This is a genomic window from Deltaproteobacteria bacterium GWC2_65_14, from assembly GCA_001797615.1.
In the GTDB taxonomy this organism is placed as follows: Bacteria; Desulfobacterota; Deferrimicrobia; order Deferrimicrobiales; family Deferrimicrobiaceae; genus GWC2-65-14.
Window position 1 is genome coordinate 16,000 of record MGPV01000002.1, and the last position, 18,034, is coordinate 34,033.

Consider the following 18,034-nt stretch of genomic DNA (forward strand, 5'->3'; position numbering starts at 1 on the left):
ACCTCCGCCTCTTCGAATCGGATATATCGAATCGACCGCCTCAGATCTCCTCCGAACCGGTCAGGTAGCGGTAGAAGCGTGTGAAGAGGTACCGGGAGTCGTGCGGCCCCGGGGAGGCCTCCGGGTGGTACTGCACCGAGAAGCAGCGCAGCGACGGAACGGCCAGCCCTTCCACCGTGCGGTCGTTCAGGTTGACATGGGTGACGCGCGCCTTCTCCCCCAGCGAGTCCGGGTCCACGGAAAAATTGTGGTTCTGGCTGGTGATCTCGACCTTCCGGGTCGAAAGGTCCATCACCGGCTGGTTCGCGCCGTGGTGCCCGAATTTCAGTTTGAAGGTCTTCCCCCCCAGCGCCAGCCCCATGATCTGGTGCCCCAGGCAGATCCCGAAGACCGGGACCTTCCCGAGCAGTTCCCGGACGGTCCGGACGGCATAGGGGACTCCTTCCGGATCGCCCGGCCCGTTGGAAAGGAAGACGCCGTCGGGCTTGCGCGCAAGGATCTCCGCGGCCGAGGTTTCGGCCGGAACGAGGGTTACCTCCATGCCATGGGTCACCAGCATCCGGAGGATGTTCTGCTTGATTCCGAAATCGAGCGCCACCACCTTCGGAACCCTGCCGAATTTCCTGTGGTACTCGGCGGCCGGCAGGTAGCCCATCGCCAGGTCCCAGTCGCCGATCTCCCAGCGTACGACCCGGTCCGAGGTGACCTCCCGGACGAGGTCGCGCCCCACGATCGGGGGGAGGCCCCTCGCCTTCTCCACGAGCCGTTTCCCGTCCAGGTCGATCGAGGAGAGGACCCCCATCTGGGACCCGCCGTCCCGCAAGCGCCGCGTGAGGGCCCGGGTGTCGATCCCGTCGATCCCGCAGATGTGATAGCGGCGCAGGTAGCCGTCGAGCGACTCCACATGACGCCAGTTGGAGGGGATCCGCCAGGCCTCCCGGACAATGAACCCCTCCACCCAGGGACGGGTGGATTCGACATCCTCCGGGTTGATCCCGGTGTTCCCGATCTCGGGATAGGTCATCGTCACCATCTGTCCCTTGTAGGAGGGATCGGTCAGCACCTCCTGGTACCCGGTCATCGCGGTGTGGAACACGACCTCCCCTCCCGTCTCCCCTTCGTATCCGAAGGCGGTTCCCCGAAACAGGGTCCCGTCGGCCAGGGCGAGGATCGCCCGCTTCTCAGACATCGGCGGGGACATCCGGGAGAAGGGAGTGCGTCGCGCGCCCCGCCCGCAGGACGAGCGCGGCGCGTCCCCGCATCTTCCAGCCGAAAAAGGGGCTGTTGCGCGACTTCGAGCGGAGATCGGATTCCCGGAATTCCCACTCGGCGTCCGGGTCGATCAGCGTCACGTCGGCGTCCGCCCCCTTGCCGAGCGATCCCTTTCCGCGAAGGCCCAGGATCCGGGCGGGCGAAGCGCTGAGCAGCTCGATCAGACGCGTGGGGGAGATCTTCCCGCCTCCCAGGAGCGCGAGCGAGAGGGGCAGCGCGGACTCGAGGCCGATGATCCCGTTCGCGGCGGCGACGAACTCGCACCGCTTGGAATAGTCGTCGTGCGGGGCATGGTCGGTGGCGATCGCGTCGATCGTCCCGTCCGCGATCCCCTCGAGCACCGCCATCCGGTCCTCCTCGCCGCGCAGCGGCGGGCTCATCTTCGCGTTCGTGTTGTAGCCCTCGATCGCCGCGTCGGTCAACGTGAAGTAGTGGGGAGCGGTCTCGCCGGTCACCTGCAGCCCCGCCCTCTTCGCCATCCGCAGGAGGTCGACCCCCATCTTCGTGCTGATATGCTGGATATGGACCCTCCCCCCGGTCTGCCGCGCGAGCAGGATGTCCCTGGCGATCAGGATCTCTTCCGCCGCGGAAGGGATCCCCGGAATCCCGAGCCGGTAGGCGGTCCATCCCTCGTTCGCGGCTCCCCCGGCGGAGAGGTCCGGGTCCTCCGCATGCTCCATGAAGAGAAGGCCGAATCCCTTCGCATACTCCAGGATCCGCCGGACGACGAGGGGATTGCGCACCGGTTTTCCGTCGTCGGAAAAGGCGACGGCGCCGCCTTCCGCGAGTTCCGCGAAATCGCTCATTTCCTCCCCGCGCATCCCCAGGGTGGCCGCCGCGACCGGAAAGACGTTGGCCAGGCCTTCCCGGCCCGCCTTCTCCAGGATGTACCGGGTCACCTCCAGGTGGTCGTTGACGGGGCTGGTGTTCGCCATGCAGGCCACGGAGGTGAATCCGCCGAAGGCGGCCGCCGCGGTCCCCGACCGGATATCCTCCTTCCATTCGAACCCCGGGTCCCGCAGGTGAACGTGCATGTCGATCAGTCCGGGAACCACCCACATCCCCGACGCATCGATCACCTTCCCGTCGAATCCGCGAGGGGCCCCGTCCCCCGGCAGCAGATCCCGGATCTTTCCCTTCTCGATCACCAGCGCCGCCGATTCGTCCCGGCGGTTCGCCGGGTCGATCAGCCTTCCTCCCTTAATGAGCAGCATCTTGTCCTCCCGCAAGGAGGTAGAGAAGGGCCATACGGACGGCAACCCCGGACTCCACCTGGTTCAGGACGATCGACTGGGCGCAGTCGGCCAGGTCGTCGGACAGTTCCACGCCGCGGTTGATCGGACCGGGGTGCATGATGACCGCATCCTCCTTCGCCAGCGAGAAGACTTCCCGGTTCAGGCCGAACCGGCGGGAGTATTCCCGCAGCGACGGGAAGTAGGCCGACTTCTGCCTCTCGAGCTGGATCCGCAGCATCATCACGACGTCGGCGTCCTTCACCGCCTCCCGGAGGTCCCAGGTGACCCGGGCTCCCGTGCGCTCCATCTCCTTCGGCACCAGGGTGGGAGGGCCGCACAGCCGGATCTTCGCCCCCATCCTGCCCAGCGAATGCAGGTCGGAACGGACCACCCGGCTATGTAAAATATCCCCGATGATCGCGATGTTGAGTCCTTTGATCTTCTTTTTTACTTTCAATATCGTATAGAGGTCCAGGAGCCCCTGGGAGGGGTGCTCGTTCGTTCCGTCTCCCGCGTTCACCACCGAGCAGGAGACATGCCTGGAGAGGAAATGCGAGGCGCCGGAGGCGGGGTGCCGCATCACGAGGATGTTCGGCTTCATCGCGTCGATGTTCTTCGCCGTGTCCAGGAGCGACTCCCCCTTCGCAGCGCTGGAGGAGGAGAAGCTGAAGTTCACCACGTCCGCCGACAGCCGTTTCCCCGCGATCTCGAACGAGGTGCGGGTGCGGGTGCTCGCCTCGAAGAAGAGGTTCACCACGGTCTTCCCCCGGAGCGCCGGAACCTTCTTGATGTCGCGGGTGAGCACCTCCTCCATCGACTTCGCGGTATCGACCACGAACTGGATCTCCTCGGGGGAAAAGTCGGCCAGCCCCAGGACGTGCCTGCGTCTCCATTCCATCGGATTCAGGCCCCCTTCCCCTGGGTCCCCTCGCGCAGCAGGACCTTCCAGTCCTTCGGGTTCCCCTCCACGGCCACGTCGACCGTCTCGGTCCGGGAGGTGGGGACGTTCCGTCCGACGAAATCCGCCCGGATCGGGAGCTCCCGGTGTCCCCGGTCGATCAGCACCGCCAGCTGGATGTTCCGGGGACGCCCGAAGTCGATCAGGGCGTCCATCGCGGCCCGGATCGTCCGCCCGGTGAACAGGACGTCGTCGACGAGGATGATCTTCTTCTCGTCGATCGAGCAGGGAATCTCCGTTTTCTTCAGCCTCGGCTGGTAGCCGGCCCGGGAGAGGTCGTCCCGGTAGAGGGTGATGTCGACGTAGCCGGCGGGGACCTCCACCCCCTCGATCGACCGGATCTTCTCCTGGATCGTCCGGGAGAGCGGAACCCCCCCCGAGCAGATCCCGATCAGGACGATCTCCTCCGCCCCCTTGTTCTTTTCGAGGATTTCATGGGTCAGGCGCGAGAGCACCCGGTCCATTCCCTTGGCGTCCAGGATCACTTTCGTTGAGCCCTTTTTCATGGTTCGTCCTCCCCTGGGCCGCTATCGGTTGACTGCGGGCAAAAAAAAACCTCCCCGGCGGTTCGGGGAGGCGATGTCGCTCGGGATGGTCACGTTCCGTCCTTTGCTAACCTCACGGGATCAGCTTAAAAGGGATAGCCAGATCATACCGCCGCCGGAGCGCGGCGTCAATCGTTTCCCTATCGCAGCACATCCCCGACCCGGTCCCACCGGACCAGCTCGGGATACCTCCAGACCTCGTACCACCGGACCTCCAGGCTCCAGTCGATCGAGAAGTAGATCACCATGGCCTTCCCGAGGATCGCGTCCTCGTCCACGAACCCCCAGAAGCGGGAATCGTAGGACCGGTCCCGGTTGTCCCCCATGACGAAATATTTTCCGGGGGGAACCGTGATCTTCTCCATGTTGTCCCGGGTCCGCACGAACCCGTCGATCGTGTTCCCGTCCGCAAACCGGGAGTACTTCTCCTCGATGGGCGTCCCGTTCAGAAGGACCCGCTTCTGGCGGATCTCCACGGTGTCCCCCGGGACGGCGATCACCCGCTTGATGAAGTCCTTCCCCGGATCCTCGGGAAAGACAAAGACGATGATGTCCCCCTTCACGGGTTTCGAATAGCCGAGCACCCGCCCTTTCGTGAGGGGAAGATGGTATCCGTACAGAAACTTGTTCACGAAGATATGGTCGCCCACCAGGAGGGTCTTCTCCATCGACCCGGAGGGGATCTTGAATGCCTGGACAACGAAGGTGCGGACCAGAAGAGCGATCAGGAGGGCGACGGCGAACGCCTCCGCGTATTCCCGGATCTTCCCCCTCCCTTTCGCCTCGGGGGTTGTCTTCCCGGCCGGCCCCGCAGCGTTCTTCCGGATCTGTTGGTCCGGGCCGATCTTCCTGCCCACTTTCCGTCCCGTCCACATCATTCCTTCACCTTCAGGATGGAGAGGAAGGCCTCCTGAGGGATCTCCACGTTGCCCACCTGCTTCATCCGTTTTTTCCCTTCCTTTTGTTTTTCGAGGAGCTTCCGCTTCCGGGTGATGTCGCCCCCGTAGCACTTCGCGATCACGTTCTTGCTGATCGCCTTCACCGACTCCCGGGCGATCACCTTCGACCCGATCGCGGCCTGGATCACCACCTCGAACATCTGCCGGGGGATCAGCTTCCGGAGCCGCTCGGTGATCTCCCGCCCCCGGGAATAGGCGTTCTCCCGGTGAAGGATCAGCGAGAGGGCGTCCACCTTCTCCCCGTTCAGCAGGATGTCGAGCCTCACGAGTTCATCCCGGCGGAATTCGAGGATCTCGTAGTCCATCGAGGCATATCCCCTCGACGCGGTCTTCAGCTTGTCGTAGAAGTCGAGGACGATCTCGTTGAGCGGAAGCTCGTACTCGAGTAGGACCCGCGCTCCGGTCACGAACTTCATCTGCCGTTGTTTCCCGCGGCGCTCCTCGCAGAGCTTGATCACCCCTCCCAGATGCTCCGCATGGAGGTGGATCGTGGCGAGGATCAACGGCTCCTCGATGTAGTCCAGATCGATCGGCTCCGGCAGGCGAGCGGGGCTGTCCACCTCCACGACGCTCCCGTCCCGGCAAACCGCCCGGTAGCTCACCGTCGGTGCCGTGGTGATCAGCTCGACCCCGTATTCCCGTTCCAGCCGCTCCTGGATGATCTCCAGGTGCAGGAGCCCGAGGAACCCGCAGCGGAACCCGAATCCGAGGGCCACCGAGGTTTCCGGGTCGGCCGTGAAGGAGGAGTCGTTCAGCCGCAGCTTATCGATCGCCGTGCGCAGCTGGTCGTAGTTGTCGGAGACCACCGGGTAGATCCCGGCGAAGACCATCGGCCGGACCACCTTGAAGCCCGGGAGGGGGACCGAGGCGGGATTCCCGGCGTCGGTGATCGTATCCCCGACCTTGGTCTCCTTGACATCCTTGATGTTCGCGATGATGAACCCGACCTCGCCCGGACCGAGCGATTCGACCAGGCTGGGATGCGGATCGAAGACCCCCACCTTCTGGATCTCGAAGCTTCGCCCCGTGGACAGAAGCAGGATCTTCCGCCCCGGGCGGAGCGTCCCCTCGAACATCCGGGCCAGGACGATCACCCCCTGGTAGTTGTCGAACCAGGAGTCGATGATCAGCCCCTTCGGGGGGGCCTGCGGATCCCCCGTGGGAGGCGGGATCTTCCGGACCACCTCCTCCAGGATCTCCTCGATCCCGACCCCCTTTTTAGCGCTCGCGCGGATCATCCCCTCCGTGTCCAGCCCGATCACCTCCTCGATCTCCCGGCGCACGCGGTCGGGCTCGGCGTTCGGGAGGTCGATCTTGTTCAGCACCAGGACGATCTCCAGATTCTGTTCGAGCGCCATGTAGACATTCGCAAGCGTCTGGGCCTCCACACCCTGGGAGGCGTCCACCACCAGCACCGCTCCCTCGCAGGCCGACAGGCTGCGGGAGACCTCGTAGGAGAAGTCGACATGCCCGGGAGTGTCGATCAGGTTCAGGACATAGTCCTTTCCGTCCTTCGCCCGGTACCGCATCCGGACGTTCTGCGCCTTGATCGTGATCCCGCGCTCCCGCTCGATCTCCATCTTGTCGAGGAACTGGTCCACCTTCTCCCGCTCGGTGAGCGTACCGGTAGCCTCCATCAACCGGTCGGCAAGGGTCGATTTTCCGTGGTCGATGTGGGCGATGATGGAAAAATTCCGGATCTGCTCGATGCGCATGCCTACCACGTGCTTGAGGATTGGATTTTTTCGCGGAAAAACGCAACCGTCCGGGCGAGCCCTTCCTCCAGGGACGTCTCAGGATACCACCCCAGTTCGTCGAACGCCATCCGGTTTTCCAGGCAGGACCGAAGCTGCTCCCCCGGCATCGCCGGCCCGTGAATCTCCTCCTGCCCGCTGCCGATCAACTCCCGGAGGAACCGGAACAGGGTGTTTACACTGGTCTCGATCCCGGTGCCGATGTTCACCGCAAGGCCGGAGCCCCGGGTGAGCGCGGCGAGGTTCGCGCGGACGACGTCCCCGACGTACACGTAGTCCCGGGTCTGCTCCCCGTCGCCGTTCACGATAGCCCTCTGCCCCCGCAGGAGCCGCTCGCAGAAGATCGCCACCACGCCCGCCTCGCCGTGCGGATCCTGCCGCGGTCCGTAGACGTTGGCGTACCGCAGGGCGGTGTAGTCCAGCCCGTACTGGACCCGGTAATAGTGGAGGTAGAGCTCCGCCGAGACCTTCGCCGCCCCGTAGGGGCTCACCGGACGGAGCGGGTGGGTCTCGCCGGCGGGAAAGACCTCCTGCTCCCCGTACCCGGCTCCCCCCGAGGAGGCGAAGAGGAACTTCCGCACCCCGTGCTCCCGGCACCCCTCCAGCAGGCGGAGTGTGGAGAGGATGTTCACCTGCGCGTCGAACCGCGGGTCCCTGACGGAGGCGCGGACGTTGATCTGCGCCGCATGGTGGTTGACGACCTCCGGGCGGAAGGAGCGGATCGCCTCGACGGCGGTGTCCGATCCGATGTCGCACAGGACGAACCGGGCCTCCCGGGGAAGGTTCCTCTCCTTCCCCGAGGAAAGGTCGTCGATCACCATCAGCTCGTGCCCCTCGCCCGCGTAGGCGTCGGCCACGTTCGATCCGATGAACCCGGCCCCTCCCGTCAGCAGGATCCGCACTTCCTCCTCCTTTCCCCCGTTCCGGACGGCCCGGTCGGGGCGAATTCCTTCCACGGGATCATGCCCCACTTCCCTCCCGAAGGATACCGAGGAATTCGCGGACGGCATCCTTCCATGGACGGGGAGCCTTCCCCGTCGCGCGGGAGTACTTTTCCTTCGACAGGACACAACGGGCGGGGCGGGACGCCGGGTAGATCTCCCGCGGAAGGTCAGCCGAGGTCGTCGGCTCGACGCGGACGCGCCGATGCCCCGACTCCTCGAGGAGGAACAGGGCGTAGTCGTGGAAGCTGGTCTGCCCCTCGTTGGAGAAGTGATAGATCCCGCGCGCTCCCGCCTCGAGGAGGTTCCGCGTGGCCGCCGCGAGGTCCCGGGCGTATGTCGGGGATCCGACCTGGTCGGTCACCACGCGCAAGGTTCCGTCCTGCGCGGCCTTCCTGAGGATCGAGGCGATGAAATTGGGCCCGTGAACGCCGAAGAGCCATTGGGTCCGGATGAGGAGCCTTTCCGGATTCTCCTCCGCAAGGGCCCGCTCCGCCGCGAGCTTGCTCTTCCCGTACACGGAGAGAGGATTGGGGGGATCCTCTTCCGCGTAGGGCCTTCCCGAGGTCCCGTCGAAGATGTAGTCCGTTCCGTACGTGACCAGGAGGGCCCCCGCCTCCCGGGATACGCGTGCGACATTCCGGGTCCCCCCCTCGTTCAGGGCAAACGCCGCCTCACGGTCCCCTTCCGCGCGGTCGACCGCCGTGTAGGCGGCGCAATGGAGGACGATCTCCGGCCGAAACTCCCTGGCGAGCCGGCGGACCGAATCGATATCGGTTACGTCGCACTCCTCCCTGTCCGTGAGGAGCACACGGCATTCCCGGGAGAACAGGTCGGCGATCTCGCTTCCCAGGAGTCCCTTCCCCCCCGTGACCAGGATCCTTCTCCCCGTCATATCGACCCGACCCCCTTCAGGGAAAACATCACCTTGTACCCGGTTTCGTCGGGCCTCGTCTTCTTTTCCGCGACGAACCCGATGCTCCAGCAGTCGCTGCGGGGATACAGCGTGACCCCGGCCGACCCTTCGGTCAACTCCGCATACTTCAAGGAATAGATCGCGGACGCATTCAACCCCAGAAACCGGAACGGCCGATAAGCGAATACCCCGTGAAGATCCTCCGTCAGGCCTCGCGAGGTCCGGTACTCCAGCAGGGCCGCGTTCTCCGGGTCCCGCCGGTATTCGGCTCCCGCCGCGGCGATCGTGAAATCCCCCTCCCCGGGGTCGAACAGCGTCTCCCCCGTGATCTTCCACCCCGCGGCCGGGGCGACGAAGAACCTTCCGAAAATGTCCGACGTCGTGTCCGTTCTGCCGTCGGTCGTTCCGGTTCCGGAGACCAGGTCGATCTGGTCCCTCAGGACCCGTACATAGGGGGAAAAAGGATCCACGTACGGCGAAACGGATGGGTTTCTCTTCCGGGCGTCGACCGCCCAGGAGAGTTCGAGGAACGCCATCTCGAAGGGACCCCGCTTTTCCGTGCGGAGGACCCGCTGGGTCAGGGTAAAGGTGAACTGGTTCTGCGCGCCCACCCGGGACCAGTACTCGGTGAGGGGGATCCTCGACTGATCGACCTGCGGAACCCAGCGGAAGGCCGCGACCGGGCTGACCTGGTGGATGAATCTCTTTCCCCCCGCGGAGATATAATCCCGCCGGAGATCCATCTCCAGGGTGGCGCCTGCCGTCGGCAGCGCCCTCCCCGCCTGCTCGGTCCCGGACCTGTCGGACGTGGGGAGCGACTCGTAGAATTCGATCGATCCGTAGGGAACCAGGGAGACGGACGGGTAGATCTCGACGGCGCGGGACAGCGTGGCCAGCCCTCTCCCCCGGACCTCCCGGTCTCCGAAGGTCCGGTAGAAATAAGCCGCCGACAGGTCCAGCGAACCCTCGAACCGGCTCCCTCCAAGCGTCCGGGGCAGCAGGGTGAAGGCGTATTCCGGAAGGCGCTGTACCGTGTTGTCGTCCGGAGTCCCCTGGTTGTCCTGGACCCAGACCACGGACAGTGCATGCGCGTCATGCGGACCCTGTCGGGATCCGAAACCCCTCGACGGGGTATGCCGGCCCGTCCGCAAGACATCCTCCTCGACGAGATCCTCGTAATACCGGTCGTCGGACCGGATATCCCAGCGGGCGTTCGCCGTGAACTCCTCCGCGTGGCGGAACCGGTTTTCGCCGTAGATCCGGTACCGGTCGTCGCCGGTGAGATTGTCCCGGAACCACGAAGCGCGCGCCGCCCCCTCGGACTCGCGGTTCAGGACGAACCGGTACTCCGCCTCCGGCCGGTATCCTCTCCGGCTCATCGCTTCCAGGGAAAGCGTCGCGTCGCTCCACCGGGAGACCGCCCAGTAGTACGGCAGCAGGAAAGAGTACCCCTTCGACGGCGACCGCGAGAAGGAAGGGACGAGAAGTCCGCTCTGCCGGGTCAGCTTCACGGGAAAAGCGCCCCAGGGGAGCCACAGCACCGGGACCCCCTTGACATGGAAGGTGACGTCCTTGGCCACGGCATATCCGTCCAGGGTGACGCGCGATCGCCCGATCTTGAATTTCCAGTCCGGCTCGTCCTCGCAGGGACAGGTGGTCAGCGTGCCTTTCCGGATGAGGAAGGTCCGTGGGCCGGTCTTTTCGAAACGCTCGCTGGAGATCCGATAGTCGTTCGTGCGGATCCGGATGCTGCCGTTGTGGAGAACGCCCATCTCGCTGCGGATGTTCAGGACGATCCGGTCGAAGGAGAACTCGTCCCCGCTGTCTTCATACCGGACATGCCCGGCGAATTCGGCCTCACCGGTTCCGGCGTCGAACCGGATCCTGTCGGCGCGGACGAGCCGTTTCCCGAACCCCACTTCCACGTTCCCTTCCGCGACGGCGACTCCGGTCTCCTCGTTGTATTCGATCGTGTCCGCCGAAAGGTTCACCGGCCCCCCCAGGGCAAGCCCCGAGGCCAGATCCGCCGGAAGAAGGGATCCCCCCGGTTTCCGTTCCTCGGAGAGCGCCGTGCGAAAGGGGCACAGGAGAACCGCCACCACGATCACGGCCAGAGCGGCCGCCCCCATCCGCCTTCCGGTCACTGGAGCCTCCCGACCCGGTGCCGATAGGCGTCTCCGACCGCCATGAGCGACCCGCAGACGATGACCCTGCCGCTTCGCCCCGCCCAGCTTCGGGCGATGTTCCACCCCTCCCGGAACCCCATGCTTCCCATCCATTCCACCCTGCTGGCCCGAAGAACCTCCGCCAGGTCGGCCAACGAGGCCGCACGCTCCTGCTCCATCGGGTAGGCGACCCACCCGTCGATCGCGTGCGTGAGGGCCCGGACGAATCCCCCGGCATCCTTCTCCTGCAGCATGCTCCAGAGGGCGATCGTGCGGGGATTCGACCCGCGGGGTCCAAGCTCCCGTGCGAGGGCCGCCGCCGCGTCCGGGTTGTGAGCCCCGTCCACCAGGACCCCCCGGTTCTCCTTTCCCGGGATCGGGGAAAACCTGCCCGGGAAGCGCGCCGCCTCGAGACCCTCCCGGGCGGCCCGCTCGAAGCGGAGGACGGACACCCCGCGGACAGCGGCCGCCCGCCACGCCGCGGCGCAGGCGAGGGCGGCGTTGTCTCTCTGGAAGGTTCCCTCCATCCCGGGCTTCGCCTCGCGCACCGAAACGCCTCCGGGGAGCCGGACCGTGATCCGCCCCCGGGACGACTCCTCCCAGAAGATGTCCCGCCCCATCTCCCAGACGGGGGATCCGGTCTCGCGGGCCTTCCGCAGCACAACCCTTCGCGCGGAGGGTCGGAGGAGGCCGATCACCGCGGGGACCCCCCTGCGGAGGATCCCCGACTTCTCCGCCGCGATCCGCGGGATCGTCCCACCCAGCCATTCCCGGTGGTCGATCCCCACCGTCGTGATGACGCTCACCTCCGGCAGGCATGCCGAGGTCGCATCCCAGCTTCCCCCGAGCCCGGTTTCCAGGATGGCCAGCGTGACGCCGGCGGTCCGGAACCAGTCGCAGGCGACCCAGGTCATTTCCTCGAACCAGGAAAGGGGCTCGCCGGTCGCCGCCTCCACCTCACGGGAGACCGCGGAGGACGTTTCCAGGGCCTCATCGAGCCGTCCGGCCGGGATCTCCTTTCCGGAAACCCGGATTCTCTCGTTCGGCGACAGCAGGTGAGGCGACGTGTAGAGCCCGATCGGGCCCGGCAGAAGGCTCCGAAGGATCGACTCGCAGAAGCGGGCGGTCGATCCCTTTCCGTTCGTGCCCGCGATGTGGATGGTCCGGAAGGCGCGCTCGGGATGCCCGGTCCGCTCCAGGGCCTCGTGGATCCGCTCGAGGCCCGGGCGGATGTGGTCCCGTCCACCCGGTCCCCGGACGCTCCTCATTTCCCGTTGGAGGCCCCGAGGAAGCGCAGAGTCTGGGCGAGGGTGGCCTTGAGCCGTGTCCGCTCGACGATCATGTCGATCATCCCGTGCTCCAGGAGGAACTCGGCCCGTTGGAATCCCTCCGGAAGCTTCTGCTTGATCGTCTGCTCGATCACGCGGGGACCCGCGAATCCGATGAGGGCCCGCGGTTCGGAGATGATGATATCCCCCAGCATCGCGAAGCTGGCCGCGACACCCCCGGTCGTGGGATCGGTCATCACGCTGAGGAACGGGATCTTCGCGTCCGAAAGCCGGGCCAGCGCCACGCTCGTCTTGGCCATCTGCATCAGCGAGAGGGTCCCCTCCTGCATTCTCGCCCCCCCGGAGGCGCTGAACACGAGCAGCGGACGCTTTTCCTCCAGCGCCGTCTCGGCCGCCACCGCGATCTTCTCCCCGACCACGCACCCCATCGATCCGCCGAGATACTCGAAGTCGAGGACCGAGAGCACGACCTCGATCCCGTGGATCCGCGCGTTCCCGGTGATCACCGCCTCCTTCCGCCCGGTCTTCTTCCGGGCCTCCTTCAGGCGGTCTGTGTATTTCTTCGTGTCCGTGAACCCGAGCATGTCCACCGACTCGAAATCATCCCCGAACTCCTGGAACGACCCCTCGTCGACCACCGACCGGATCCGCTCCACGGCCGGGATCCGGAAATGGTAGTTGCACTTCGGGCATACGTTCAGGTTTCGCTCCACCTCGGGCTTGTAGATGATCTCGAGGCAGGCGGCGCACTTGATCCACATCCCTTCCGGGGTGCGGATCTTCTTGTCCCCGTCGTCCTTTCTCCGGAACAGCCGTATCGCCATGGACGTTCACCTCATCGCCGTTTTGAGCGACCGGACGAATCGCCGGAGGGCGTCCGGCCCGGTCCGCGAGGACCCGTGACGCTCCACGATTTGCACGCAGGCGCTTCCCACCACGACGGCGTCCGCCAGCCTTGCGGCGGAACGCGCCATTGCCGGCGTGGAAACGCCGAACCCGATCGCCACCGGCAGCCGGGAATGTTTCCTCACCTCTCCTGCCCAGGCCGCCATTCCGGGAGGAAAGGACTTCCGGACCCCCGTGATCCCAGTCACCGAGATCATATACAGGAATCCGGACCCCGACCGGGAGGCGCGTCGCACCCGCTCCGGGCCGCTTGTGGGAGCCACCAGCGGAATCCAGTCCAGCCCGGCCCGTCTCGCCTCGGGGGCCATCTCGCCCGATTCCTCCACCGGGAGGTCCACGACGAGAACCCCGTCCGCGCCCGCCCGCACGGCGTCCCTGCAGAATGCCCCGACCCCGTAGCGGAGAAAGGGGTTGTAGTACCCGAACAGCACCGCGGGGGTTCCATGCCTCTCCCGGAACGAGGAAACCAGAGACAGCGCCCCTCCCACGGTCATCCCCGCGGCCAGCGCCCTTCCCGCGGCCGCCTGGATCGTCGGGCCGTCCGCCGTGGGATCCGAAAACGGAATCCCCACCTCGATTATATCCGCTCCTCCTTCCGCCGCCGCGAAAATATATGCGAGAGAGCGGTCCGGGGCGGGGTCCCCCGCGGTCAGGTACACCACCAGCGCTTTCCCCCCCGATCGCCGCAGCCCGGAGAAGAGATCCTCAATCCGGGACATGTCCCGCCCCCGTTTTCCCGGAAAGGATTGCGATGTCCTTGTCCCCGCGGCCCGACAGGTTGACGAGGACCGTTTCGGACCGCTTCATCTTCCGCGCGAGACGCACCCCGAATGCGACCGCGTGCGAGGATTCCAGGGCGGGCAGGATCCCCTCGTACCGCGTCAGCAGGTCGAACCCTGCCAGCGCCTGCCGGTCCGTGACCGACACGTAGGCGGCGCGCCCGGTGGATTTCAGGAAGGCGTGCTCGGGGCCGACCCCCGGGTAGTCGAGTCCGGCGGAGATCGAGTGGGCCTCGCGGATCTGCCCGTCCCGATCCTGCAGGACGTACGACTTGCTGCCGTGCAGGACCCCCACCTCCCCCTTCGACAGCGTGGCGCCGTGCCGTCCGGAGGAAAGCCCCAGCCCCGCCGCCTCGACCCCGTAGAGACGGACCTCCTTCCTCCCGAGAAAAGGATGGAAGATCCCCAGGGAATTGCTTCCCCCCCCCACACATGCCACGATCGCCGTGGGGAGCCTTCCCTCCGCCTCCCGGAACTGCTTCCGCGCCTCCCGCCCGATGACCGACTGGAAATCCCGGACGATCATCGGATACGGGTGGGGACCCGCCGTCGAGCCGATGAGATAGTAAGTCGTCCGGACATTCGTCACCCAGTCGCGCAGCGCCGCGTTCATCGCGTCCTTGAGAGTCCGGCTGCCGGATTCCACCGGAATGACCTTTGCCCCCAGGAGGCGCATGCGGAAGACGTTCAGTTCCTGCCTGCGCATGTCCTCCGACCCCATGTATACGTCGCAGGCGATCCCCATCTTCGCGCAGACGGTGGCGGTGGCCACGCCGTGCTGGCCGGCGCCGGTCTCGGCGATGATCCGCCGCTTCCCCATCCGGCGGGCGAGCAGTCCCTGTCCCAGGGTGTTGTTGATCTTGTGGGAACCGGTGTGGGCGAGATCCTCCCGCTTCAGGTAGAGCTTCGCCCCGCCGGCCTTCTCCGTGAGCCGCCCGGCGAAGGTCAGCGGGGTCGGTCGCCCGGCATATTCCCGGAGGAGCCCGGCCAGCTCCCTCCGGAATCCGCGATCCCGGAGGGCATCCCGGTAGGCCTTCTCCAGGTCGATCAGGGCGGTCATGAGCGTCTCCGCGACGTACCGCCCCCCGAATGGGCCGTAGTGCCCCGACCTGTCCGGCCACCGCCTACGGTTGCGCACCTTCACTGCCGAATCCCCTCCTCGCATTCTCCACGAACCGCCGGACCTTCCCGGGATCCTTCCTCCCCGGCGCTTCCTCGACCCCTCCGGCGACATCCACCCCGTAGGGCCGGGCGAGACGGATCGCCCTCTCGACGTTCTCCGGGGTGAGCCCTCCGGCCAGGAGCCACCGCTTTCCGGACTCCTCCCCCCCGAACCGGATCCGCGGCCCGCCGCATTCCTTTCCGAGCAATTCCCAGTCGAGGGGCTCTCCCGTTCCACCGTACGCCCCCGGGACGGCCGCGTCGAGAAGGAACGCCTCGCAGGGGTATCCCCGGAAGGAGGCCAGTCCTCCCGCCCCTCCCCAGTGCACCGCCTTCAGGAGACGGAAGGAAATCCGGGCCGCATCCTCGGCCGTTTCCTTCCCGGAGAGCTGGACCACCTCGATCCCGAGCGACCGGCAGACCGCGCCGATCGTTTCGGGCCGTTCGTTCACGAACACTCCGACAGGAACCGCCTTCCCGCGGATCGCCTCCAGGATCGGGGCGGCCCGGTCCGCAGGAACGTACCGGACCGACCCCGGGAAAAAATTGATTCCCACGGCGTCCGCCCCCGCCCCGCATGCGGTTTCCGCGTCCAGGGGGGAGGTGACCCCGCAGATCTTGATCCGGAACATCTCCTCTCCGTCCCCTCCCCCGGGGGGGTTATGCCCCGACGTTCGGCAGCCGGGCCAGCGCCTCCCGGATCTGGCTTTCCGGGTGCTCGTGATCCACGAGCCGGCCGGCCAGGAAGTCGTCGTAGGCCGCCAGGTCGAAGAACCCGTGCCCGCTCAGGTTGAACAGGATCGTCTTCGCCTTTCCCTCCTCGTCGGCGCGTTTCGCCTCCACGATCGCCGAGTGGACGGCGTGGGCCGACTCCGGCGCGGGAAGGAGACCCTCCGAGCGGGCGAAGGTCAGCGCGCTCTCGAAGACCACGATCTGCGGGTAGGCCTGGGCCTCGATCAGCCCTTCGTGGCAGAGCTGGCTCACCAGGGGAGAGTCGCCGTGGTACCGAAGCCCGCCGGCGTGGATCCCGGCCGGTACGAAATCGTGCCCCAGGGTGTACATCTTCACCAGGGGGGTCAGCTTCGCGGTGTCGCCGAAGTCGTAGGCGTAGACCCCCTTGGTCAGGGTCGGACAGGAGGCGGGTTCCACGGCGATCACCCGGGGGTTCCTGGATCCGGCGATCTTGTCCCGCAGGAAGGGGAACCCGATCCCGGCCATGTTGCTTCCCCCGCCGCAGCATCCGATCACCACGTCCGGGTAGGCGTTCGCGATCTTCATCTGCTCGACGCACTCCAGCCCGATCACCGTCTGGTGGAGCAGAACATGGTTCAGCACCGACCCGAGGGAGTAGCTGGTGTCCTCGCGGGTCGCGGCATCCTCGACCGCCTCGCTGATCGCGATCCCGAGGGAGCCCGGCGAATCCGGGTTCGCAGCCAGGATCTGCCGACCGGACTGGGTGTCCGTGCTCGGGGAGGGGACGACCGTCGCTCCGAAGGACTCCATGAGCATCCGGCGGTAAGGCTTCTGGTGGTAGCTGACCTTCACCATGTAGACTTTCGCCTCGAGGCCGAAGAAGCAGGCGCCAAGCGCCAGCGCCGACCCCCACTGCCCCGCGCCCGTCTCGGTGGCGATCCGCTTCCGACCGGCCATCTTGTTGTAGAAGGCCTGCGGGATGGAGGTGTTCGGCTTGTGGCTCCCCGCGGGGCTGTTCCCTTCGTACTTGTAGAAGATCTTCGATTTCGTCCCGATCGCCTGCTCGAGCCGGGTCGCCCGGTACATCGGGGTCGGCCTCCACAGCGCGTAGATCTTCCGGACCTCCTCCGGGATCGGGATGTGCCGCTGGGACGACACCTCCTGCTCGATGAGCGCCATCGGGAAGAGCGGGAGCAGGTCGTCCGGGGTGACCGGCTTCCCGGTGCCCGGGTGCAGGACGGGCGCCGGAGGGTTGGGCATGTCGGCCATGATGTTGTACCAGGTCTTCGGGATTTCCGAGTCCTTCAGGACGATCTTCGTTTCCATTCGCTTCCCTCCTTTTCCCGTTCCGGTGGTATGGCTTCCAGCAAGAGATTCCGTATCGCAAGGGCCGGGTCTTTCGCGCGGACCAGCGCCTCTCCCACGAGGAAGGCGTCGGCCCCCAGTTGCATGAAGCGGCGGACATCGCCCGCCGAGGAGATCCCGCTCTCGACGACCCGGATCGCCCCGACCGGAACCTTCGGAAGAAGCCGCTCCGAGGTGCGGAGGTCGACCCGCAGGGTCGCCAGGTCCCGGTTGTTGATCCCCACGATCGTCGCGCCCGCATCCGCGGCGATCGCCAGCTCCTCCTCGTCGTGCACCTCGACCAGGGGCTCCATCCCATACTCCCTGGCCGCCCGGACCATCCTCCCGGTATTGGTCCGAAGCACCGCGACGATCAGCAGCGCCATGTCGGCCCCGTGCGCCCGGGCTTCGGCCAGCATATACTCGTCGAGCAGGAAGTCCTTCCTCAGCACGGGGGTTTCTCCCGAGGCCGCGGAGGCGGCCTGAAGATCGGCCAGGCTCCCCCCGAAGAACCGGCTCTCGGTCAGTACCGACACCGCGCATGCCCCGGCTTCCGCGTAGAGCCTGGTGGTGGAAGCGGCATCCAGTTCCTTGCGGATCCACCCCTTCGACGGGGAGGCCCGCTTCACCTCCGCGATGATCCCGGGCCGCCGGGTCAGCCGGGTCCGGATCTCCCGCCGGGGTCCCATTTCCCCCGCCCGCCTCACCAGATCCGAAAAGGGGACGACCTTCTTCCTTCCGTCGAGATCTTTTCGGACGCCGGCGACGATCTCCTCAAGATGTTTGGATATTCCTTTTTTCATAAGGAGTTCACACCAAGAATTGAAAGAAACGCTTCAAGCTTCATCAGGGCCGTTCCGCTGTCGATGGATCGCTCCGCGGCGGCGATCCCCTCGCGGATATCCTCCGCCTTCCCCCCCGCCACGATCGCGAATGCGGCGTTGAGCACCACCGACTGGCGGGCAGGGCCGGGGACGCCCGAGAGCACATCCCTCAGGATCGCGGCGTTCTGCGAGGGATCCCCTCCCCGGATCGACTGGAGCGGGACATACGGAAAGCCCACGGAGGCCGGATCGAACAGGTAGCGCCGGACCGATCCCTCCCGGACTTCCCAGAC

At 66.2% G+C, this 18,034-nt stretch carries 16 protein-coding genes and 1 pseudogene; all 17 read right to left on the bottom strand.

Translation table 11 applies throughout. The features are described from left to right. Positions 1-40: 40 nt before the first annotated feature. Entirely contained in the window at positions 41-1,189 is a 1,149-nt protein-coding gene (locus A2X88_01540; protein ID OGP35867.1) for a carbamoyl phosphate synthase small subunit, read from the bottom strand. Next, positions 1,182-2,486, bottom strand: a complete 1,305-nt coding sequence (locus tag A2X88_01545) for a dihydroorotase (protein OGP35868.1) — start codon at positions 2,484-2,486, stop codon at positions 1,182-1,184. Before A2X88_01545 ends, A2X88_01540 begins: the two co-directional genes overlap by 8 nt. Further along, positions 2,473-3,405 (bottom strand): aspartate carbamoyltransferase, encoded by a 933-nt coding sequence (locus A2X88_01550; protein OGP35869.1) that lies wholly within the window; start codon positions 3,403-3,405, stop codon positions 2,473-2,475. Before A2X88_01550 ends, A2X88_01545 begins: the two co-directional genes overlap by 14 nt. A gap of 5 nt (positions 3,406-3,410) precedes the next feature. Further along, positions 3,411-3,971 (bottom strand): bifunctional pyr operon transcriptional regulator/uracil phosphoribosyltransferase, encoded by a 561-nt coding sequence (locus A2X88_01555; GenBank protein ID OGP35870.1) that lies wholly within the window; start codon positions 3,969-3,971, stop codon positions 3,411-3,413. Between the two features lie 179 nt (positions 3,972-4,150). Continuing rightward, entirely contained in the window at positions 4,151-4,837 is a 687-nt protein-coding gene (locus A2X88_01560) for a signal peptidase I (GenBank protein OGP35886.1), read from the bottom strand. A 47-nt stretch (positions 4,838-4,884) separates the two neighbouring features. Further along, on the bottom strand, positions 4,885-6,684 hold the full coding sequence (locus A2X88_01565) for an elongation factor 4 (protein OGP35871.1): 1,800 nt from the start codon (positions 6,682-6,684) through the stop codon (positions 4,885-4,887). Positions 6,685-6,686: 2 nt separating this feature from the next. Further along, the gene (locus tag A2X88_01570) at positions 6,687-7,625 is read right to left on the bottom strand and encodes a UDP-glucose 4-epimerase (protein ID OGP35887.1); all 939 of its coding nucleotides are present in this window, start codon (positions 7,623-7,625) and stop codon (positions 6,687-6,689) included. A gap of 58 nt (positions 7,626-7,683) precedes the next feature. Continuing rightward, complete coding sequence (locus A2X88_01575) at positions 7,684-8,559, bottom strand: dTDP-4-dehydrorhamnose reductase (GenBank protein ID OGP35872.1); 876 nt, start codon at positions 8,557-8,559, stop codon at positions 7,684-7,686. Beyond that, a complete protein-coding gene (locus A2X88_01580; GenBank protein OGP35873.1) occupies positions 8,556-10,724 on the bottom strand; it encodes a hypothetical protein in 2,169 nt (722 codons plus the stop codon). The genes A2X88_01575 and A2X88_01580 overlap by 4 nt, the downstream gene beginning before the upstream one ends. Then, positions 10,721-12,013 carry a hypothetical protein gene (locus A2X88_01585; GenBank protein OGP35874.1) on the bottom strand — a complete coding sequence of 431 codons (1,293 nt, stop codon included), beginning with the start codon at positions 12,011-12,013 and terminating at the stop codon, positions 10,721-10,723. The genes A2X88_01580 and A2X88_01585 overlap by 4 nt, the downstream gene beginning before the upstream one ends. Beyond that, complete coding sequence (locus A2X88_01590) at positions 12,010-12,858, bottom strand: acetyl-CoA carboxylase subunit beta (protein OGP35875.1); 849 nt, start codon at positions 12,856-12,858, stop codon at positions 12,010-12,012. Before A2X88_01590 ends, A2X88_01585 begins: the two co-directional genes overlap by 4 nt. Before the next feature lie 6 nt (positions 12,859-12,864). Further along, positions 12,865-13,659, bottom strand: coding sequence for a tryptophan synthase subunit alpha (locus A2X88_01595; GenBank protein OGP35876.1), 795 nt, complete (start codon positions 13,657-13,659; stop codon positions 12,865-12,867). Beyond that, entirely contained in the window at positions 13,646-14,884 is a 1,239-nt protein-coding gene (locus tag A2X88_01600) for a tryptophan synthase subunit beta (GenBank protein OGP35877.1), read from the bottom strand. Before A2X88_01600 ends, A2X88_01595 begins: the two co-directional genes overlap by 14 nt. After that, a complete protein-coding gene (locus tag A2X88_01605; GenBank protein OGP35878.1) occupies positions 14,844-15,512 on the bottom strand; it encodes a hypothetical protein in 669 nt (222 codons plus the stop codon). The genes A2X88_01600 and A2X88_01605 overlap by 41 nt, the downstream gene beginning before the upstream one ends. A gap of 28 nt (positions 15,513-15,540) precedes the next feature. Further along, on the bottom strand, positions 15,541-16,899 hold the full coding sequence (locus tag A2X88_01610) for a TrpB-like pyridoxal-phosphate dependent enzyme (GenBank protein OGP35879.1): 1,359 nt from the start codon (positions 16,897-16,899) through the stop codon (positions 15,541-15,543). After that, positions 16,878-17,720 carry a hypothetical protein gene (locus A2X88_01615; protein ID OGP35880.1) on the bottom strand — a complete coding sequence of 281 codons (843 nt, stop codon included), beginning with the start codon at positions 17,718-17,720 and terminating at the stop codon, positions 16,878-16,880. The genes A2X88_01610 and A2X88_01615 overlap by 22 nt, the downstream gene beginning before the upstream one ends. Next, positions 17,717-18,034: pseudogene (locus A2X88_01620) on the bottom strand (anthranilate phosphoribosyltransferase). Before A2X88_01620 ends, A2X88_01615 begins: the two are co-directional and overlap by 4 nt.